The organism is Nocardia sp. 2TAF39, assembly GCF_052114905.1.
GTDB lineage: Bacteria > Actinomycetota > Actinomycetes > Mycobacteriales > Mycobacteriaceae > Nocardia.
The window spans coordinates 22,330-36,224 of the sequence record NZ_JBFRFQ010000065.1 but is presented as its reverse complement, the minus strand read 5'-3'; the positions used below and the strand labels follow the sequence as shown (position 1 = coordinate 36,224).

The window sequence follows — 13,895 nt, the reverse complement described above, 5'->3', positions numbered from 1 at the left end:
ATCGCGCGCGGGACGTCACACCCACGTTGCGCGTTTCGACTCCAACATCCGTTCGACTTCGCTGACGCGCCGGTCGAGCCGTGAGGAGTTCACGCGGGCTGCGGCGCGGCGGGCACGCTCGGTGTTGGCTCGTGCGGCGTCGAGATCCCCGCTGCGGGCATAGGCTTCGGCGAGCCAGGTCCGATACAGCGCCACTTCCCGGGCATGGCCGGTCGGGTAGTTCTGGATGGCGCGTGACAGCAGGGGCGCGGCTCGTGGTGCATCGCTGAGTTCCACGAAGCACCGTCCGGCCATCACATCGATTTCGGTTCGGTTGACCCAGTACACCCACTCGGGTTCTTTGATGCCCGGCGACCGGGATTCGAAGGTGTCGCCGACGGCGTCCAAGGCACGGCGGGTACCGTCATGATCTCGGGTCCGTGCGCTCGCCCAGGCCACCCGTTCGAGCAGGAGGGTACGCACGACGGGGGTTGCGTCGGTCGCGCCAGCCACCGCGCTCCGGGCGAGCAATGCGGCGTCGGTCGGATTGCCGACATTCGCGATCTGGTAGGCGAGTGACGACAGCAGTTGCCCGGCGAGTGCGTGGTGTCCCGCAGTGCTGGCGGCTGATACCCCGTCGAGGTAGATCCGTTGTGCGTCCTGGTAGCGACCGGCGTCCGAGGCGACCCACCCAGCCAGTTGCGAGAGCTCCCCGATGGCGGTCAGCAGGCGTTGCCCGACTCGCTCGGTGTAGCTGCCTTCCAGAACGACGGCCTGTGCATCGATCAGTTCCTTGTGAACCACTGGGTACAGGTCGCGTCCGCCGATCGAATCGTCGAGGTGGCGTAGCTCGATCACGCGCTGCTCCAGAGCTCCGGCCAAATCGGCTCCGACTCTGCGTCCGGCAGCGGAATGTGTGACTGCCACTGAATCGGTGACCAGCCACTCGTGAGCGATGCGGACCGGGTCATCGGGGGGCGCGGTCAGTGCGTAGACGGAGACGTTCAGTGCTTCGGAGTAAGCGGTGATGTGTTCTGGCCGGACCTGTCGCTGTCCTGTCTCCAGCGAGCCGAGCATCGACTTGCTGAAGTGAGTACGCGCAGCTAGGGCCGCCAGACTGACGCCAGCAGACTCGCGCGCGATGCGCAGTCGGGTGCCGAGATCGGCCGACTCGGGGCGCTCGGGATTGCCCATGCAGGTCATCGTATGCGTGGTTGTGGACGACTGTGGACGCGAATCCATATCGAATCCGTTCGCGGAGCGCGACTCTCGAGAAAGCACTCGGCGCCGGTGAACCCCGACTCCCGGCGTCGAGTGCCCACCAACCCACACCACAACGCGCCCGGGGGTACAGACAAGATGCCCATCGCCCTATTGACCGCCTTCGCGGTGGCTGCTCTCATCTGCGGCACGATCGTATTCTTCGATCGGCCCGTGAGAAGCGCTGAGACGTGCCACGAAGCGCCCGATTTCCCGTACACCGTCGATGACGCACATTTGGTGTGGCAGGCCCGGATCGGCTGCGACACCGAAACGTGCGCAGACAAGGCCGCCGCGCTCGATGTCCTCATCGAAGCCAAGATCGTCAAACGGTGGCGGGCCGCCCGATGACGATCACTCTCGCCGACGCCGAGATGTGGCGTCACTTCCACCGTAATTGCTGGCAGGACGGGGCATTCCGGTCGCTCGAGCAAGCCCAGTTCGTCGTCAACGTCCACTCGGGCCACGGCCCCAGCTGCAAGCAGTACCTGTCTGCGAGCGCGTACGTGTTCGGTACGGGAACGGAGCCGAACATGGCGAATGACGAACACCTCGAGGTCCACCCCTGCAGCAGCGAACTGGAGCTGCCGGCGCGCGCGCCGCTCATGGGACCGCCGGAAGGCCATTTCGGGGCGCCCATCGAAACGGTAGAGCTGTTCGTCGGTCCTATCCGCGAGTGGGCGGACCGCGGATGAACTGGGTGAACGACCATTGCGACAAGTACCCGCCGGCGACCATGTCACCGGAGTGGGCCCGCGGGATTCTGCACCTCCACGAGACGTGTGAGCCGCCGTGCCCGAGGAAACGCGGCGCGCTGCTGCGCCTGGCGCTCGAGCCGCCGCAGTTGTGAGCGAACCCGACAATGTCGTCCCGTTGCACCGCGACCACCTCGACGCCGCATGGGGATTCGCCAACCCGGACGCCGCACTCATCGCGCACAGCAGGTGCGAGGTCGGCGTGTGCGCCACCCTCACTGCCGCCGTGATCAAGATCCGCAACCGGAGGTGGACCTAGCCCGAACGGCTTGCCGAGGCTACCGAATGAACGCCTGTACCTTGAGCCTCGAAATGGGGCACTGGCCCGTTCGGGCCATGACGAGAAGGGGTAGACAACGTGAGTGACGACGAACAGATGAGCATGGATCTCGGGGTGCCTGTCGAGCGGGCCGAGTGGGGCAAGTGGGTCGACCCCGACCGAAGGGCCGCCCAAGTCCAGAAATTCGTGGATCATGCGGGTATGGCCGACTTCCCTTCGGAGCCGTGGCCCGAAGGTGCCCCAGAATTGTCCAACCTTGACGCCGTAGTGTCTGAACTGTTCCCGGATATGGCTACCGCAATGGCTCCCGAGAACGCCGATATGGCAGACGCATTCATTTGTTTTATCGGTGAATGTTTTATCAAGTTCACCGGGGCGCAGTGGCGCGATGCGCCGTGGTTCGGTCGAGAATATTCGTTCTACGATCACGTCAATCCAGCCTTGCAATACGGATTCGCCGATGCCCAAGCCGACACCGCATGGGGATTGATGAAGGATGCTACCGGCGGTGGCTTCTCTCGCATCGCCGCACTGCTGCGAGAATTTTCGACCCGGTACGCCGAGGAGCAGGCCGAGCCCCAATAATCGCCACATGACGGTTAGGGGGTCAGACTTTTACTGAACGGTCCATATCGGGGGGTGGATTCCGCGCCATGGATGGCTACGACAAAGATCGTGAAGAATTCAACAATAACGCGCGGGGGCGAATCTGGGAAAACGGTACCGACAGATTATATCGCGACCGTGAGAACGGCTATACTAAGCCGCCGCAGTCGCGGGAGCATTGGACCCCGGAAGGTTTCCGCCGCTACGACAAGGAAAAGGTCAACGAGAAAGGACAGATTTTAGCGGTAGAAGATAAGTCCGGGTCAATGACGGGCGAGAACGACAGGAGGGAACTCGAAAAGGATCGCTTCCTATTAGAGCGTGGCATCATCGAGCACCTTCTGGTGCGTTCAGTGGAAGGCGAGTCGGTATCGAAAGAGTGCCGGGAGCTGTTGACCGGGTTGAAGCGAGACTTCCCAGACAAGTTCACACACCTCGAAATCTCTCGATCCGATGCCCGCGAGGTTTGGGCTAAAGGTCTCGCCATCGAGCGAGGAAGAGGGCAGCAGCTCGAACTGCCCGGCGTCCGAGACAGAGCCCGAGAGGGAAAGGCTCATGCGCTAGAGAGTCGGCGGGAGAAAATCGCGGAGCTGGCGCGAGCACGCGAGCGGGCGGAGAAATTCCGCAAGTTCCAGCAGTTCCGGGGCGCTGCCGCGCAGGGTCGGGCCGACGCCCGCCAGCACGCCGACCGTGCTCGTCAGGCCCGAGAACAAGCTGAGCGAGCTACGCCAGCACGCGAAACGCCGGAAACCGCGAAGAGTGCCGAGCGTGCAAAGGTCGAACGTGAGGCGGCCGAACGGGTCGCGCAAGAATTCCCGCCGCCAAGTGAACTCTGGCGAAGACAGGAAGCTGTCGAGGTCGGGGAACGGGCCGCCCGAGAGACGGCCGACTCTGCCAGCGTGGAGCGTGAAGCGGCCGACAAGGCGCGTGCTGCCGCTGACAAGGAACGCGACGGGCGGGCAACAGCCGAGAAGGAACGCGCGGATGAACTCGCTCGGCTGCAACGGCAGGGCCTGCCGCCGGAGGTCGTGAATATTCTCGGACTCGGCCAGGCCGAGCCGCCGTCAGCGGCGGTGAACCGCGATCGGGACGATGAAGCTCCGCGGGTTGAACGCGGCGGCAGCGATGGCCCGGAGCAGAGCCGCGGCATCAGCCGCGACCGGTAGTGCAGAACTGCAAAGCTTTCCGGTCGATATTCGACGCGATCAACTCCAGAACAGCCCGATCGCGCTCGGACCACTGCACCGGCTGACCGAGCCGGGCCGATACCTCGGCAAGCTCGGCATCCAACGCACGCAACATCTTCCGCGCTTCAGCGGTATGACGCATGACTACTACCTCCTGACGGGATATCGGGGCTCACCCCGGGGCCTACCGAATGCATGCGCGGACGGAAGATCGCAGAACGCCCCTGTAGGGCCCCCGACCCCGGGAGGGGGTGGGTGGCCCTGGTCGCTGGGCTGTCCGGCGTCGGCAAGCTGGGTGACCTGGATTGTGCGGCTGTCGAGTGGCATTCGTCGCCTCCTCACCCGACAAGGCCGGGCGTCGACAGGCGACGCTGCATGTTGGCGCGCCGAAGCTGTTCGGGTCCGGGCCGGACGCGCTTGCCCTTCTCGATTGCCTCTCGCTCTTTACGCATCCGTTCCCGCACGTAGTCCGGGGCGTTGCGTTCCTGCTCGAGCGCGTAGTTACGGTCCCGCCGCTGCTTGTGCAGGGCTTCGAGCTGTGCCGGTGTGGGCACCCAGAACTCAGCGCCGTGGTTGATGAACCCGGCGAGTTGCATCGGGCCGTCCTGGGGCCAGGGCACGGAGTCGCGTGGGTCGGGTCCGCTGCCGAGGTACTGGCGTTCGGACTGGCTGGGGCGGCGTCGCCATCCGGGGTACAGCTCGTCGAGGTTGCGGAAGTAGGCGTCTGTGGCGGATTTGTCGTTGCTCAGCGTGGATCGGCAGTTGCGGACGAGGATGTCGTCGACGCATTCGTGCATGACCTTGCTCTGCGCACTGCGGATCTCGATGTACTTGGCGTGAGCCTGGTCGAGGGTGCCGAAGGCTTGGACGGCGTTGTGGCCGGCGCGGACGATGTCTTCGGCGTCGGTGATGTTGCCCAGTGCCGCGGCGGGCTCGCTCGCTTGGTCGATGAGCGCGGTGAGTTGCTGGTGGAGGTTGGTGAGTAGCTGCCCGGGGTTGGCGGTGAGGATGGCCCAGCATCGGGCGGTGGCGTCGTTGCGCAGATCGGTGAGCGCCTGGCGCTGCGCGTCGTACCGCGCCGCTGCGTCGTTGTGTTCGCGCAGCCAGGTTGCGAAGTCGTCGGGCAGCGCTCCGGTGTCGAGGATGTCCTCGATGGCGCTGCTGTAGTCGAGCGCGGGTGTAAGCGTGCGGAGCCTCTGCTCGGCTTGTTCGGCGACGCGGAAGGCCCGGGTGTATGCGTCGTCTTCGCCGAGGGCAGCGAACGCGGCATTGAGTGCGGCGTTTTCGCGCATCCGGCGCATGTGGTTGACGAGTCTCGCGCCGACGACCGCGCGGGCCGCTGCAGAGCAAGGGACCGCATGAACGCGCTTTATGGTCCCGGTCCTGATGGTGCCTAGCGCGCCAACTGGAACAAGGACCCGCGCGGCGTCGACGCCAAGAACCTCGGCAGCCAGAACCGACGTGGTGAAGTTCGCCCACCTCGATGATCTTAACCCCCGTGGTCAAGAGCCCCGCTCCTCGTGGACGTGCGAGGAGCGGGCTTCTGTGCATTCCGTGCGAGCCCCCTCCGGCGGGGGACTCGTCGATTCCTTACTAAAGGAAAATGCCTCTGACCTTGCATTGCAGGTCAGAGGCATTTTTTGTGCGCCCGGAGAGACTCGAACTCCCAACCTTCTGATCCGTAGTCAGATGCTCTATCCGTTGAGCTACGGGCGCATGCGTTTATTCAGTTGTACCCGGTTTCCCGGGTGTGGCGGAGGCGAGAGGATTTGAACCTCCGGTCCCCGTGAAGGGACAACTCATTAGCAGTGAGTCCCATTCGGCCGCTCTGGCACGCCTCCTGGAGCCTTCTCTTCGAGGGCACCGGTCCTTTCGAACCGCCGAGCAGCAAGGTTACAGGAGCCACCCTCCAGATCACAAAACGGCTGGTCAGCGCAGGTTGCTGTCGAACCAGTCGAAGATCCTGGTCTGCGAAGCGACGGCATCGGTGTCGTCGAACTCCGGACTGTCGGCGCGGTGATGCAGACCCGGGTAGCTGACGACCAGGCTGGCGACCGCAGCCCGGGCGGTCGCGTCGCGCAGCTGGTCGACCTGGGCGGGCGGGGTCGCCGGGTCGTCGGCGCCGAACAGGCCGAGCCACGGCGCCTGCAGGTTGGGGGCCGCGCGAACCAGGGCGTCGGCCTGGTCGGTAAGCGGCTCGATGATGCCGGGCGCCGCGACGCTCACCGCGGCCCCGATCGGACGGTTGGTGGCGACCAGGAAGGCGGCGGTTCCCGCGGAGTCGAAGCCGAGCACACCGATGGTGTCGGGAAATATCCCGCGCCGGGTGAGCCAGTCGAAGCAGGCGTCGAAGTCGTCGAACAGCTGGTCTCCGAAGACCGCGCCACCCGGTTCACCGTCCACGCGGTGTAAGAGGTCGGGTGCGACCACCGTCCAACCCTCGCCGGCCAGCGCGTTCATCAGGTCGCGCACGGCGCCGGTGATCTCACAACACTCGTGCAGCAGCACGATCCCGCCGCGGGCGTTGCCCTCCGGCTCCGCCACGGTGATGGGCACCTGCGCTTGGGCAGTTGACCGCTCTTCTTCCACATCGCCGCCCCGCAGCGGGGCCATATCGTCGTAGGTGCCCGACATGAAACAAGCGTAGGGCGAGTTCCCGATATTCGGTAGAAGTTGCATGTGAGGGCCTATCGCCCAGAGAATTTCCGGTCCACCCGATCGGGCTCTCCGGCGCGCGGACTAGGGTCGGAGTGTGACACCGCAGATCCGGCCGGACCTCGATTCGATCCCAGCCTACGTCCCCGGCCGCAGCCGTCCCAGCGCGGTCAAGCTGGCCAGCAACGAGACCACCTTCGGTCCGCTGCCCGCCGCCACCAAGGCCATCGCCGAGGCCGCCGAACTGGCCAACCGGTATCCGGACAATCAGGTCACCGACCTGCGCACGGCACTGGCCGACTTCCTCGGTGTGGGATTCGACAATATCGCGGTCGGCTGCGGCAGCGTGGCGTTGTGCCAAGAGTTGGTGCAGATCACCTGCGCCGCATCCACCGACGAAGTGCTGTTCGCTTGGCGCTCGTTCGAGGCGTACCCGATCGTGACGAAGGTGGCCAACGCCACCGCCGTGCAGGTGCCGCTCACCGCGGACCTGGTGCACGATCTGGACGCACTGTCCGCTGCTGTGACCGAGCGGACCAAGCTGATCTTCGTCTGCAACCCGAACAACCCGACCGGCACCGCCGTCGGGAAGGCGGCGCTGATCCGGTTCCTGGACGCGGTGCCGCCGCACGTACTCGTCGTGCTGGACGAGGCCTACTACGAGTACCTGCGGCTGGCCCCCGAGGACCGCCCGGACGGCGTCGAGCTCGGCAGGACCCGGCCCAATGTGGTTGTGCTGCGCACCTTCTCCAAGGCCTACGGACTGGCCGGGCTGCGGGTCGGCTACGCGGTAGGCGATCCCGCGGTGATCACGGCGCTGCTGAAGGTACACATCCCGTTCAGCGTGAACCAGGTAGCACAGGCAGCGGCGATCGCATCGCTGGAGGCAAGGCACGAATTGCTGGACCGCACCGACCTTCTCGTCGCCGAGCGAGAGCGGGTACGCGACGCGCTGGTGGCGGCGGGCTACCGGGTGCCGCCGAGCGAGGCGAACTTCGTCTGGCTGCCGCTCGGCGAGCGCAACGCGGAGTACGGCGAAGCGAGCGCGGAGGCGGGAGTGCTGGTGCGGCCGTACGGCACCGACGGCGTGCGGGTCACCATCGGCGACCCGCATGAGAACGAGGTGTTCCTCGGCTTCGCCACCGATCCCGCGGTGCTCACGCGGTTCCTGGATTAGCGGACGCCGAGCGCGCCCGCGATCGTCGGCCAGGACAGGGCGAGCTCGTCTTCCCAGTACGGCCAGGAGTGCGTTCCGGTCGCCCTGAAGTGCGCGGTCACCGGAATGCCGAGACTGCGAAGCCGCTCCGCGAGCCTGCGGGTGCAGGCGTTGGTCGCGGCCTCCAGCGGCCCGCCGAAGCCGATGGCACTGACCACGTCCAGGTCGGGAGTGCCGGGCACGTCGTGCACGCCGGGCACGCCGCTGCCGACCGACAGGTAGATCGTCTTGCCACGCAACGCGTCCGCGTGCAGCGTGACATCGTGGGCCAGCCAGTCCGGGTCGTTCTGCTTGCCGAACATGTTGTCCGGCTCACCCTGGTAGGTGGCCACCACGGCGCGCGCCTGCGCTTGGCCGATGTCGGTGCCCGTCGAGAAGCAGCCGCTGTGCGCCCCGATCGCGGTGTAGAGCGTCGGATGCCGGAACGCGAGCATCATCGCGGCCTCGGCGCCCATCGAGACGCCCATTACCGCGTTGCGCCCGTTGCCGTTGAACTTCGCGTCGAGCAGCGGGGGCAGCTCCTTGGTCAGGAACGTCTCCCACATGTTGGTACCGAGCACCGGGTCCGGGCGCTGCCAGTCGGCGTAGAAGCTGGCCGGACCGCCGACGGTGAGCACGACGTTGACATCTTTGTCCGCGTAGAACCGGTCCGCATGCCCGAGCCGGGTCCAGTTGTTGCTGTCGTTGTCGGCACTGCGACCGTCGAGCATGTATACCGTCGGACGCGGGTGGGACTGATCGCGCGGCAGCAGCACCTGCACCTCGACCTCACGGCTCATCGCGGGCGAGGCGACGAAGACCCGTAGCCACCGATCGTTGATCGGCTCGATCCGCTTGATTGTCGGCGTCGAGGGCTGTTTTGTAGTCGGCTCGGCCGGACCGGGGCCGTCCGAGGAGCCTGTGCTCACCGGCGGAGGGGCCGGGGGGACCGCCGCCACTTGGGGAGCATCGAATACCACCGCACCGGAAACGAGTGCGGCGCTTGTCAGGGCGCTGGAAACCCAACGCCGCACCCCGCGCCGAGCCAGCATGCGGACTATCCTGCCAGAGACATCGGTGGCAGGTCGGAGGCCGTCGCCATGTCAGGGAATGGCGCGCCGAGCCGCACCCCGCACTCACGACGTGGCGAGGCCATCTTGCCAGCGCCGTTCCACTCCGGCCAAGCGCCACACGATAATCGCGACGGCCCAGGTGAGCGCGAATAGACCCACGATGATGTAACCGAGATCACCCAGGTCGAGGTTACCGACCCAGCCGATGACACCCGATTCGACCTCCAGCTTCTCGGCGAAGATCGAGACGATCTCCTGCCCTCCGATCAGCAGCGCGACCGCTACCGACAGCCCGGTGACCACCAGGTTGTAGTAGATCTTGCGCACCGGCCTGGCGAAGGCCCAGTCGTAGGCATAGCTCATGAACGAACCATCCAGCGAGTCGAACAGCGTCATGCCCGCCGAAAACAGCACGGGCAGTATGAGGATCGAATACCAGGGCAGCCCGGTCGCCGCGGCGCCGCCCGCGATCACCAGCAGGCCGACCTCGGTGACGGTGTCGAAACCCAGGCCGAACAGCAGCCCGACCGGGTACATGTGCCTCGGCTCGCGGACCAGGCCGACCATCGGCCGCAGCACCCGGTTCAACAGCCCCCGGCTGTCCAGCTGACGCTCCAATTGCGCCTCGTCGAACTCGCCGCGGCGCATCTGCTGGAACACCCGCCAGATTCCCACCAGCGAGGCCAGATTCAGCAGTCCGATCAGGATCAGGAACGTGCCGGACACGCTGGTGCCCCACAGCCCGGTCCACTGTTGCAGCGCGGAGTCCTCGTCCCCCAGGTCGGCCGCAAGCGCGCGCACGCCGAAAGCGAGCAACGCGACGAGCACGAACACCACGCTGGAATGGCCGAGCGCAAACCAAAAACCTACGGTCTGGACCTTTTGTTTCCCGTTCTCCGCCACCAGTTTCCGCGTGGTGTTGTCGATCGCGGCGATGTGGTCGGCGTCGAATGCGTGCCGCATGCCCAACGTGTACGCCGTTACGCCGAGCCCGACACCGAACACCGACCCCTGAACGAGGTAATGACTGGGCGCCACGAACAGCAGCAGTGTCCCCCAGCCGACGACGTGCAGGGCGACAACAGTAATCGCCATCCCGATGATGCTGCGCACGAGTAGACCCTCCACCCTCGAAAAGCAGATCAGGTCAACGCTACTCGACACAGCCTGATCCAGGCTCCGACATGGGCCGATCCAGCAAATCCAGCAAATCTTGGCACACGGCCAGCACACCGGCCGTACGCTGAACGCCGGGCCGCTTCCCGGCAGGAAAAAGGATGGGCATAATGTCGTATCCGCACCATTGGTACCGAGGTCATCACACTGCACACACGTGCGGCAAGTGGACCGGCCGCTCGGTACGGAGCCGCGGAACACCCCCGGTTTTCCGGGCGATCCCCGGGTGAAAGCTATTTTGCGGCATCCCCTGTCGCGCGGGCCACGTGCGAAGGGCGGTGCCCGGTGCGCGAACCGCGCGAATTCTCTGCTCGAACTCGTCTGTTTCACCGCGGAACCTCTGCCCGACCGGAGAAAAACGTGAATCACGTGTTACCCCTGTCATCGATCGAGAAGATGCCGGAAACAAAACCTTTCAGTATGGATCTGAAACGCCGGATGCAGGAATGCGACGAATTCTTCCTGCTGCCCGAGCTGGCACACCTTGTTCCCCGGCGTCGGCGCGCTGCGCTCGAGCAGCTCGAACAGACCGGCGGCTATCTACAGACCGCCGAGGAGATCCTCATCGGAGCCAAGCTGGCCTGGCGGAATCACGCCCGCTGCGTCGGCCGAAAGCATTGGCGCTCCTTGGAATTGCTCGATGCCCGACGCGTGCGGTCTGCCCGCGACCTGGCCGAGGTCTGCTGGCAGCACTTGCAGATGGCCACCAACGGCGGCGCCATCCAGTCGATGATCACCGTCGGCCCGCCGCGCCAGCCGGACGGACGCGAGTTCCGCGTCATCAATTCGCAGCTCATCCGCTACGCGGGCTACCGCAACGGAGACGGCACGGTCATCGGTGACGCCGCCAATATCGCGCTCACCGAGTTGGCTACCGCTCTCGGATGGCGTGGCGCCGGCACACCCTTCGACATCCTTCCGCTGCTGATCAGCACGCCCGACGAGCCGATATGCTGGTTCGACATCCCGCCGGAACTCGCGCGCGAGGTGGAATTGGAGCATCCGGAGTTCGACTGGTTCGCCGGCCTCGGCCTGCGCTGGCACGCGCTGCCCGCGGTGTCGAATATGAACCTCGAGGTCGGCGGGATGACCTATCCGTTCGCGCCGTTCAACGGCTGGTACATGGGCGCGGAGATCGGTGCGCGCAACCTCAGCGACACCAACCGCTACAACATGCTCCCGCTGATCGCCGAAATGATGTGCCTGGACACCAGATCCGAGCGGAACCTGTGGCGCGATCAGGCACTGGTCGAACTCAATCGCGCGGTGCTCTACAGCTTCCGCAGGGCGGGCGTCCACATCGTCGACCACCACACCGTGGCCAAACAGTTCTGCGATCACGTCAAGCGCGAGGAGGCGGCAGGCCGCACCTGCCCCACCGACTGGACCTGGATCAACCCGCCCATCTCCTCCGGACTGACCCCGACCTTCCACCGCTACTACGACCCACCCGACTTGGACATCCGTCCCAACTATGTCCGGCGGGACGAAGAGATTTGAGCCCTGTCGTCCCCGCAGGTGCTTCATTCGACCATCGAATCCGCTGCGATCGAGGAGTAGGACAGCGCCAATTTCAAGGTTAGGGATGAACACGCGCCTCGAGCGATGCCTGATCAAGCTCTAACCGCATTCCCCCAACTCGATGTCACAGGGTCAGAGAACTGCGGAGAAGGAGGGATGTGCACCCTGCCGAAACCGCTGGTCAAGGGTTCGCTGGACTGTTTTTCTTCGGGGGCGACTGCCGTTGCTGCTACCGATGCGACGCGTTCGTGGTGTTGGCTATGTCGCGATGTCGGTCCGCTGGTGGGCGCGTTCTCCCTGCAGACCAAAAAGTATGAGGAGTTCGACCGGCGCTTTCTCGGCTGGACTGAACCAATGCGGGACGTGGGTGTCGAACTCCGCGGCTTCACCGGAGGACAGGACAAGATCTTGGTCGCCGAGCACCAGGCGGAGACGACCGTTGAGAATGTAGAGCCACTCGTACCCTTCGTGGGTCCGCGGGTCGGGCCGGTCGGAGTACTTGGAAGAGGGAACGACGACCTTGAATGCCTGAAGTCCACCGGCTCGGCGGGTCAGTGGCAACCAGGTCATGCCGTTTCTGGTGATCGGCCGCAAATGCACCCGCGGGTCTCCGGTCAGGGGGGCGCCGATCAGTTCATCGACCTGCACCCGGTAAGCCCGTGCGAGTGCCAGCACCTGTTCCAGGTTAGGTCGTCGCTGACCGGACTCGAGACGTGAGAGCGTGCTGACCGAGATGTCCGACGCCGTCGACAGATCCTTGAGCGTGACGCCCCGCTGCTGACGTAACGCGCGCAACCGGGGTCCGATCCCCGCCAAAGTGTTCTCGAGATCATCGCGTTCGGAATGCTCCATCCAGCAAGATTGCCATATTGGCAAACTTCTTTGCCACGTTGTGCGACGACCGGGCAGCATGATCCTCGGAGGTATTCACTATGAGCGATCCGCAACACCAGCCGAACAACAATCCGTCCGCCCACGTCGACGTGGTCGTGCTCGGCGGAGGTTCCGCCGGGCTCAGCGCAGCCCTGACGTTGTCGCGTGTCCGTCGATCCGTGGCCGTCGTCGACAACGACCAGCCGCGTAACGCGCCGGCCGAGGGCGTACACAACCTCCTTGCACTCGACGGTGCGCCACCGGCACAGCTCATTGCGACCGGACGCCGGGAGGTTCAAGGCTACGGCGGAATCCTCCTCGACCAGGCGGCCGAATCCGTGCGCCGACGCGGCGACCGGTTCGTGGTCGCCGTCGCCGACGGCAGAGAAGTGGTTGCGCGACGGGTGATCGTTGCCACCGGCCTGGTCGATGTCCTCCCGCCGATTCCGGGATTGCGCGAGCAGTGGGGCCGAAACGTGCTGCACTGCCCGTACTGTCACGGCTGGGAGGTCCGTGACCAGGCGATCGCCGTCCTCGCCACCGGCCCGATGAGTGTGCACCAGGCACTATTGTTCCGACAGCTCAGCGACAGAGTGACCTTGTTGCTCCATACCGCGCCGGAACCGTCCGGGGACCAATGGGAACAACTCGCAGCCCGCGGGATCTCCGTCATCGACGGCGAGGCAATCGGCATCCGCACCGACGGCGACCAGCTCATCGGCGTACAACTGGCCTCTGGTGCCACAATCGACTGCGACGCAGTGGCCATCGGTCCCCAGTTCGAAGCTCGCGCCGACGTCGTGGCCCAGCTGGGAATATCAGCGGTCCAGCAGAAGGTCGGAGATGTTGTCCTAGGTACGGCCATTCCCGCCCGCCCCGACGGTGCCACCGACGTCGAAGGAGTATGGGCCGCAGGCAACGTCACAGATGTCCGCGCCACAGTCGCCTCCGCTGTTGCCCAAGGAGTAGCAGTCGGCGCGGCGGTGAACGCGGACCTGATCAACGAGGAGGTCCGCGCCGCCGTGGCATCCCGGCGCGGCGCCGCTGCTCGGGAGCAGCCGTTCTCCGGGGAACTCGAAGCCGAAGTGCATCGCCGTAATGCCTCGTCCCGACGTCACGACTTCGAATCCGTCGATTCCGGACGGCCGAGCCGCTGAACCGGCTCCAGGTCGGCTACACGCCGAATTCGCCTTCGCCAAGGCATTCGAACGCGAACACGGCAGCAACCCAGCACATCTCGAAAGATCACCGCGCATACCCCGAATACGTAACCGAGTAGCGAACGCACCCCTATCAGCTATGCGCGGGCGTTGCAGGCTACGCGGCTCGCCCGCA

15 protein-coding genes and 2 tRNA genes are annotated in these 13,895 nt (G+C 65.3%); 8 read left to right on the top strand and 9 right to left on the bottom strand.

What is annotated here, in order from left to right; all coding sequences use genetic code 11:
• Positions 1 to 15 precede the first annotated feature (15 nt).
• Positions 16 to 1,173: a helix-turn-helix domain-containing protein gene (locus AB4Z47_RS28285; protein WP_441955349.1), complete on the bottom strand. Its 1,158-nt coding sequence runs from the start codon at positions 1,171 to 1,173 to the stop codon at positions 16 to 18.
• 240 nt (positions 1,174 to 1,413) lie between these two features.
• Here AB4Z47_RS28285 and AB4Z47_RS28280 point away from each other — a divergent pair, with 240 nt between their 5' ends.
• The 5 genes from AB4Z47_RS28280 to AB4Z47_RS28260 all read left to right on the top strand — a co-directional run bounded on the left by AB4Z47_RS28280 (position 1,414) and on the right by AB4Z47_RS28260 (position 4,046).
• The gene (locus AB4Z47_RS28280) at positions 1,414 to 1,590 is read left to right on the top strand and encodes a hypothetical protein (RefSeq protein ID WP_441955347.1); all 177 of its coding nucleotides are present in this window, start codon (positions 1,414 to 1,416) and stop codon (positions 1,588 to 1,590) included.
• Positions 1,572 to 1,934, top strand: a complete 363-nt coding sequence (locus AB4Z47_RS28275; protein WP_441955345.1) for a hypothetical protein — start codon at positions 1,572 to 1,574, stop codon at positions 1,932 to 1,934. Before AB4Z47_RS28280 ends, AB4Z47_RS28275 begins: the two co-directional genes overlap by 19 nt.
• Before the next feature lie 151 nt (positions 1,935 to 2,085).
• On the top strand, positions 2,086 to 2,253 hold the full coding sequence (locus tag AB4Z47_RS28270) for a hypothetical protein (RefSeq protein ID WP_441955343.1): 168 nt from the start codon (positions 2,086 to 2,088) through the stop codon (positions 2,251 to 2,253).
• Positions 2,254 to 2,352: 99 nt separating this feature from the next.
• Positions 2,353 to 2,859: a hypothetical protein gene (locus AB4Z47_RS28265; RefSeq protein WP_441955341.1), complete on the top strand. Its 507-nt coding sequence runs from the start codon at positions 2,353 to 2,355 to the stop codon at positions 2,857 to 2,859.
• A gap of 68 nt (positions 2,860 to 2,927) precedes the next feature.
• Positions 2,928 to 4,046 (top strand): hypothetical protein, encoded by a 1,119-nt coding sequence (locus AB4Z47_RS28260; protein WP_441955339.1) that lies wholly within the window; start codon positions 2,928 to 2,930, stop codon positions 4,044 to 4,046.
• On the opposite strand, the gene AB4Z47_RS28255 is transcribed toward AB4Z47_RS28260, so the two are convergent.
• The 5 genes from AB4Z47_RS28255 to AB4Z47_RS28235 form a co-directional block, all read right to left on the bottom strand.
• On the bottom strand, positions 4,030 to 4,209 hold the full coding sequence (locus tag AB4Z47_RS28255) for a hypothetical protein (RefSeq protein ID WP_441955337.1): 180 nt from the start codon (positions 4,207 to 4,209) through the stop codon (positions 4,030 to 4,032). The two genes, AB4Z47_RS28260 and AB4Z47_RS28255, sit on opposite strands and share 17 nt — an antisense overlap.
• 196 nt (positions 4,210 to 4,405) lie before the next feature.
• Positions 4,406 to 5,359 carry a hypothetical protein gene (locus AB4Z47_RS28250; RefSeq protein ID WP_441955335.1) on the bottom strand — a complete coding sequence of 318 codons (954 nt, stop codon included), beginning with the start codon at positions 5,357 to 5,359 and terminating at the stop codon, positions 4,406 to 4,408.
• Positions 5,360 to 5,710: 351 nt separating this feature from the next.
• Positions 5,711 to 5,783: transfer RNA gene (locus AB4Z47_RS28245), tRNA-Arg, on the bottom strand.
• A 35-nt stretch (positions 5,784 to 5,818) separates the two neighbouring features.
• A tRNA-Ser gene (locus AB4Z47_RS28240) sits at positions 5,819 to 5,908 on the bottom strand.
• Positions 5,909 to 5,996: 88 nt separating this feature from the next.
• Entirely contained in the window at positions 5,997 to 6,701 is a 705-nt protein-coding gene (locus AB4Z47_RS28235; RefSeq protein WP_441955334.1) for a dienelactone hydrolase family protein, read from the bottom strand.
• Positions 6,702 to 6,819: 118 nt separating this feature from the next.
• Here AB4Z47_RS28235 and hisC point away from each other — a divergent pair, with 118 nt between their 5' ends.
• Positions 6,820 to 7,899, top strand: a complete 1,080-nt coding sequence (gene hisC, locus AB4Z47_RS28230) for a histidinol-phosphate transaminase (RefSeq protein ID WP_441955332.1) — start codon at positions 6,820 to 6,822, stop codon at positions 7,897 to 7,899.
• Here hisC and AB4Z47_RS28225 read toward each other — a convergent pair.
• Entirely contained in the window at positions 7,896 to 8,846 is a 951-nt protein-coding gene (locus tag AB4Z47_RS28225; protein WP_441955330.1) for an alpha/beta hydrolase, read from the bottom strand. The two genes, hisC and AB4Z47_RS28225, sit on opposite strands and share 4 nt — an antisense overlap.
• Before the next feature lie 207 nt (positions 8,847 to 9,053).
• Positions 9,054 to 10,085, bottom strand: a complete 1,032-nt coding sequence (locus AB4Z47_RS28220; RefSeq protein ID WP_441955328.1) for a HoxN/HupN/NixA family nickel/cobalt transporter — start codon at positions 10,083 to 10,085, stop codon at positions 9,054 to 9,056.
• 501 nt (positions 10,086 to 10,586) lie between these two features.
• Between AB4Z47_RS28220 and AB4Z47_RS28215 the strand changes: the two genes are divergently transcribed.
• Positions 10,587 to 11,666 carry a nitric oxide synthase oxygenase gene (locus tag AB4Z47_RS28215; protein ID WP_441955326.1) on the top strand — a complete coding sequence of 360 codons (1,080 nt, stop codon included), beginning with the start codon at positions 10,587 to 10,589 and terminating at the stop codon, positions 11,664 to 11,666.
• A gap of 279 nt (positions 11,667 to 11,945) precedes the next feature.
• Here AB4Z47_RS28215 and AB4Z47_RS28210 read toward each other — a convergent pair whose 3' ends face one another.
• Entirely contained in the window at positions 11,946 to 12,539 is a 594-nt protein-coding gene (locus AB4Z47_RS28210) for a helix-turn-helix domain-containing protein (protein ID WP_441955324.1), read from the bottom strand.
• 80 nt (positions 12,540 to 12,619) lie between these two features.
• On the opposite strand from AB4Z47_RS28210, the gene AB4Z47_RS28205 reads away from it, so the two are divergent.
• Entirely contained in the window at positions 12,620 to 13,717 is a 1,098-nt protein-coding gene (locus AB4Z47_RS28205; protein ID WP_441955322.1) for an NAD(P)/FAD-dependent oxidoreductase, read from the top strand.
• Positions 13,718 to 13,895: the final 178 nt, after the last annotated feature.

Coding starts and splice junctions, on each gene's coding strand:
- AB4Z47_RS28285 (WP_441955349.1), bottom strand. CDS start 1,173: ATGGGCAATCCCGAGCGCCCCGAGTCGGCCGATCTCGGCACCCGACTG.
- AB4Z47_RS28260 (WP_441955339.1), top strand. CDS start 2,928: ATGGATGGCTACGACAAAGATCGTGAAGAATTCAACAATAACGCGCGG.
- AB4Z47_RS28255 (WP_441955337.1), bottom strand. CDS start 4,209: ATGCGTCATACCGCTGAAGCGCGGAAGATGTTGCGTGCGTTGGATGCC.
- AB4Z47_RS28250 (WP_441955335.1), bottom strand. CDS start 5,359: ATGCGCGAAAACGCCGCACTCAATGCCGCGTTCGCTGCCCTCGGCGAA.
- AB4Z47_RS28235 (WP_441955334.1), bottom strand. CDS start 6,701: ATGTCGGGCACCTACGACGATATGGCCCCGCTGCGGGGCGGCGATGTG.
- AB4Z47_RS28220 (WP_441955328.1), bottom strand. CDS start 10,085: ATGGCGATTACTGTTGTCGCCCTGCACGTCGTCGGCTGGGGGACACTG.
- AB4Z47_RS28215 (WP_441955326.1), top strand. CDS start 10,587: ATGGATCTGAAACGCCGGATGCAGGAATGCGACGAATTCTTCCTGCTG.
- AB4Z47_RS28210 (WP_441955324.1), bottom strand. CDS start 12,539: ATGGAGCATTCCGAACGCGATGATCTCGAGAACACTTTGGCGGGGATC.
- AB4Z47_RS28205 (WP_441955322.1), top strand. CDS start 12,620: ATGAGCGATCCGCAACACCAGCCGAACAACAATCCGTCCGCCCACGTC.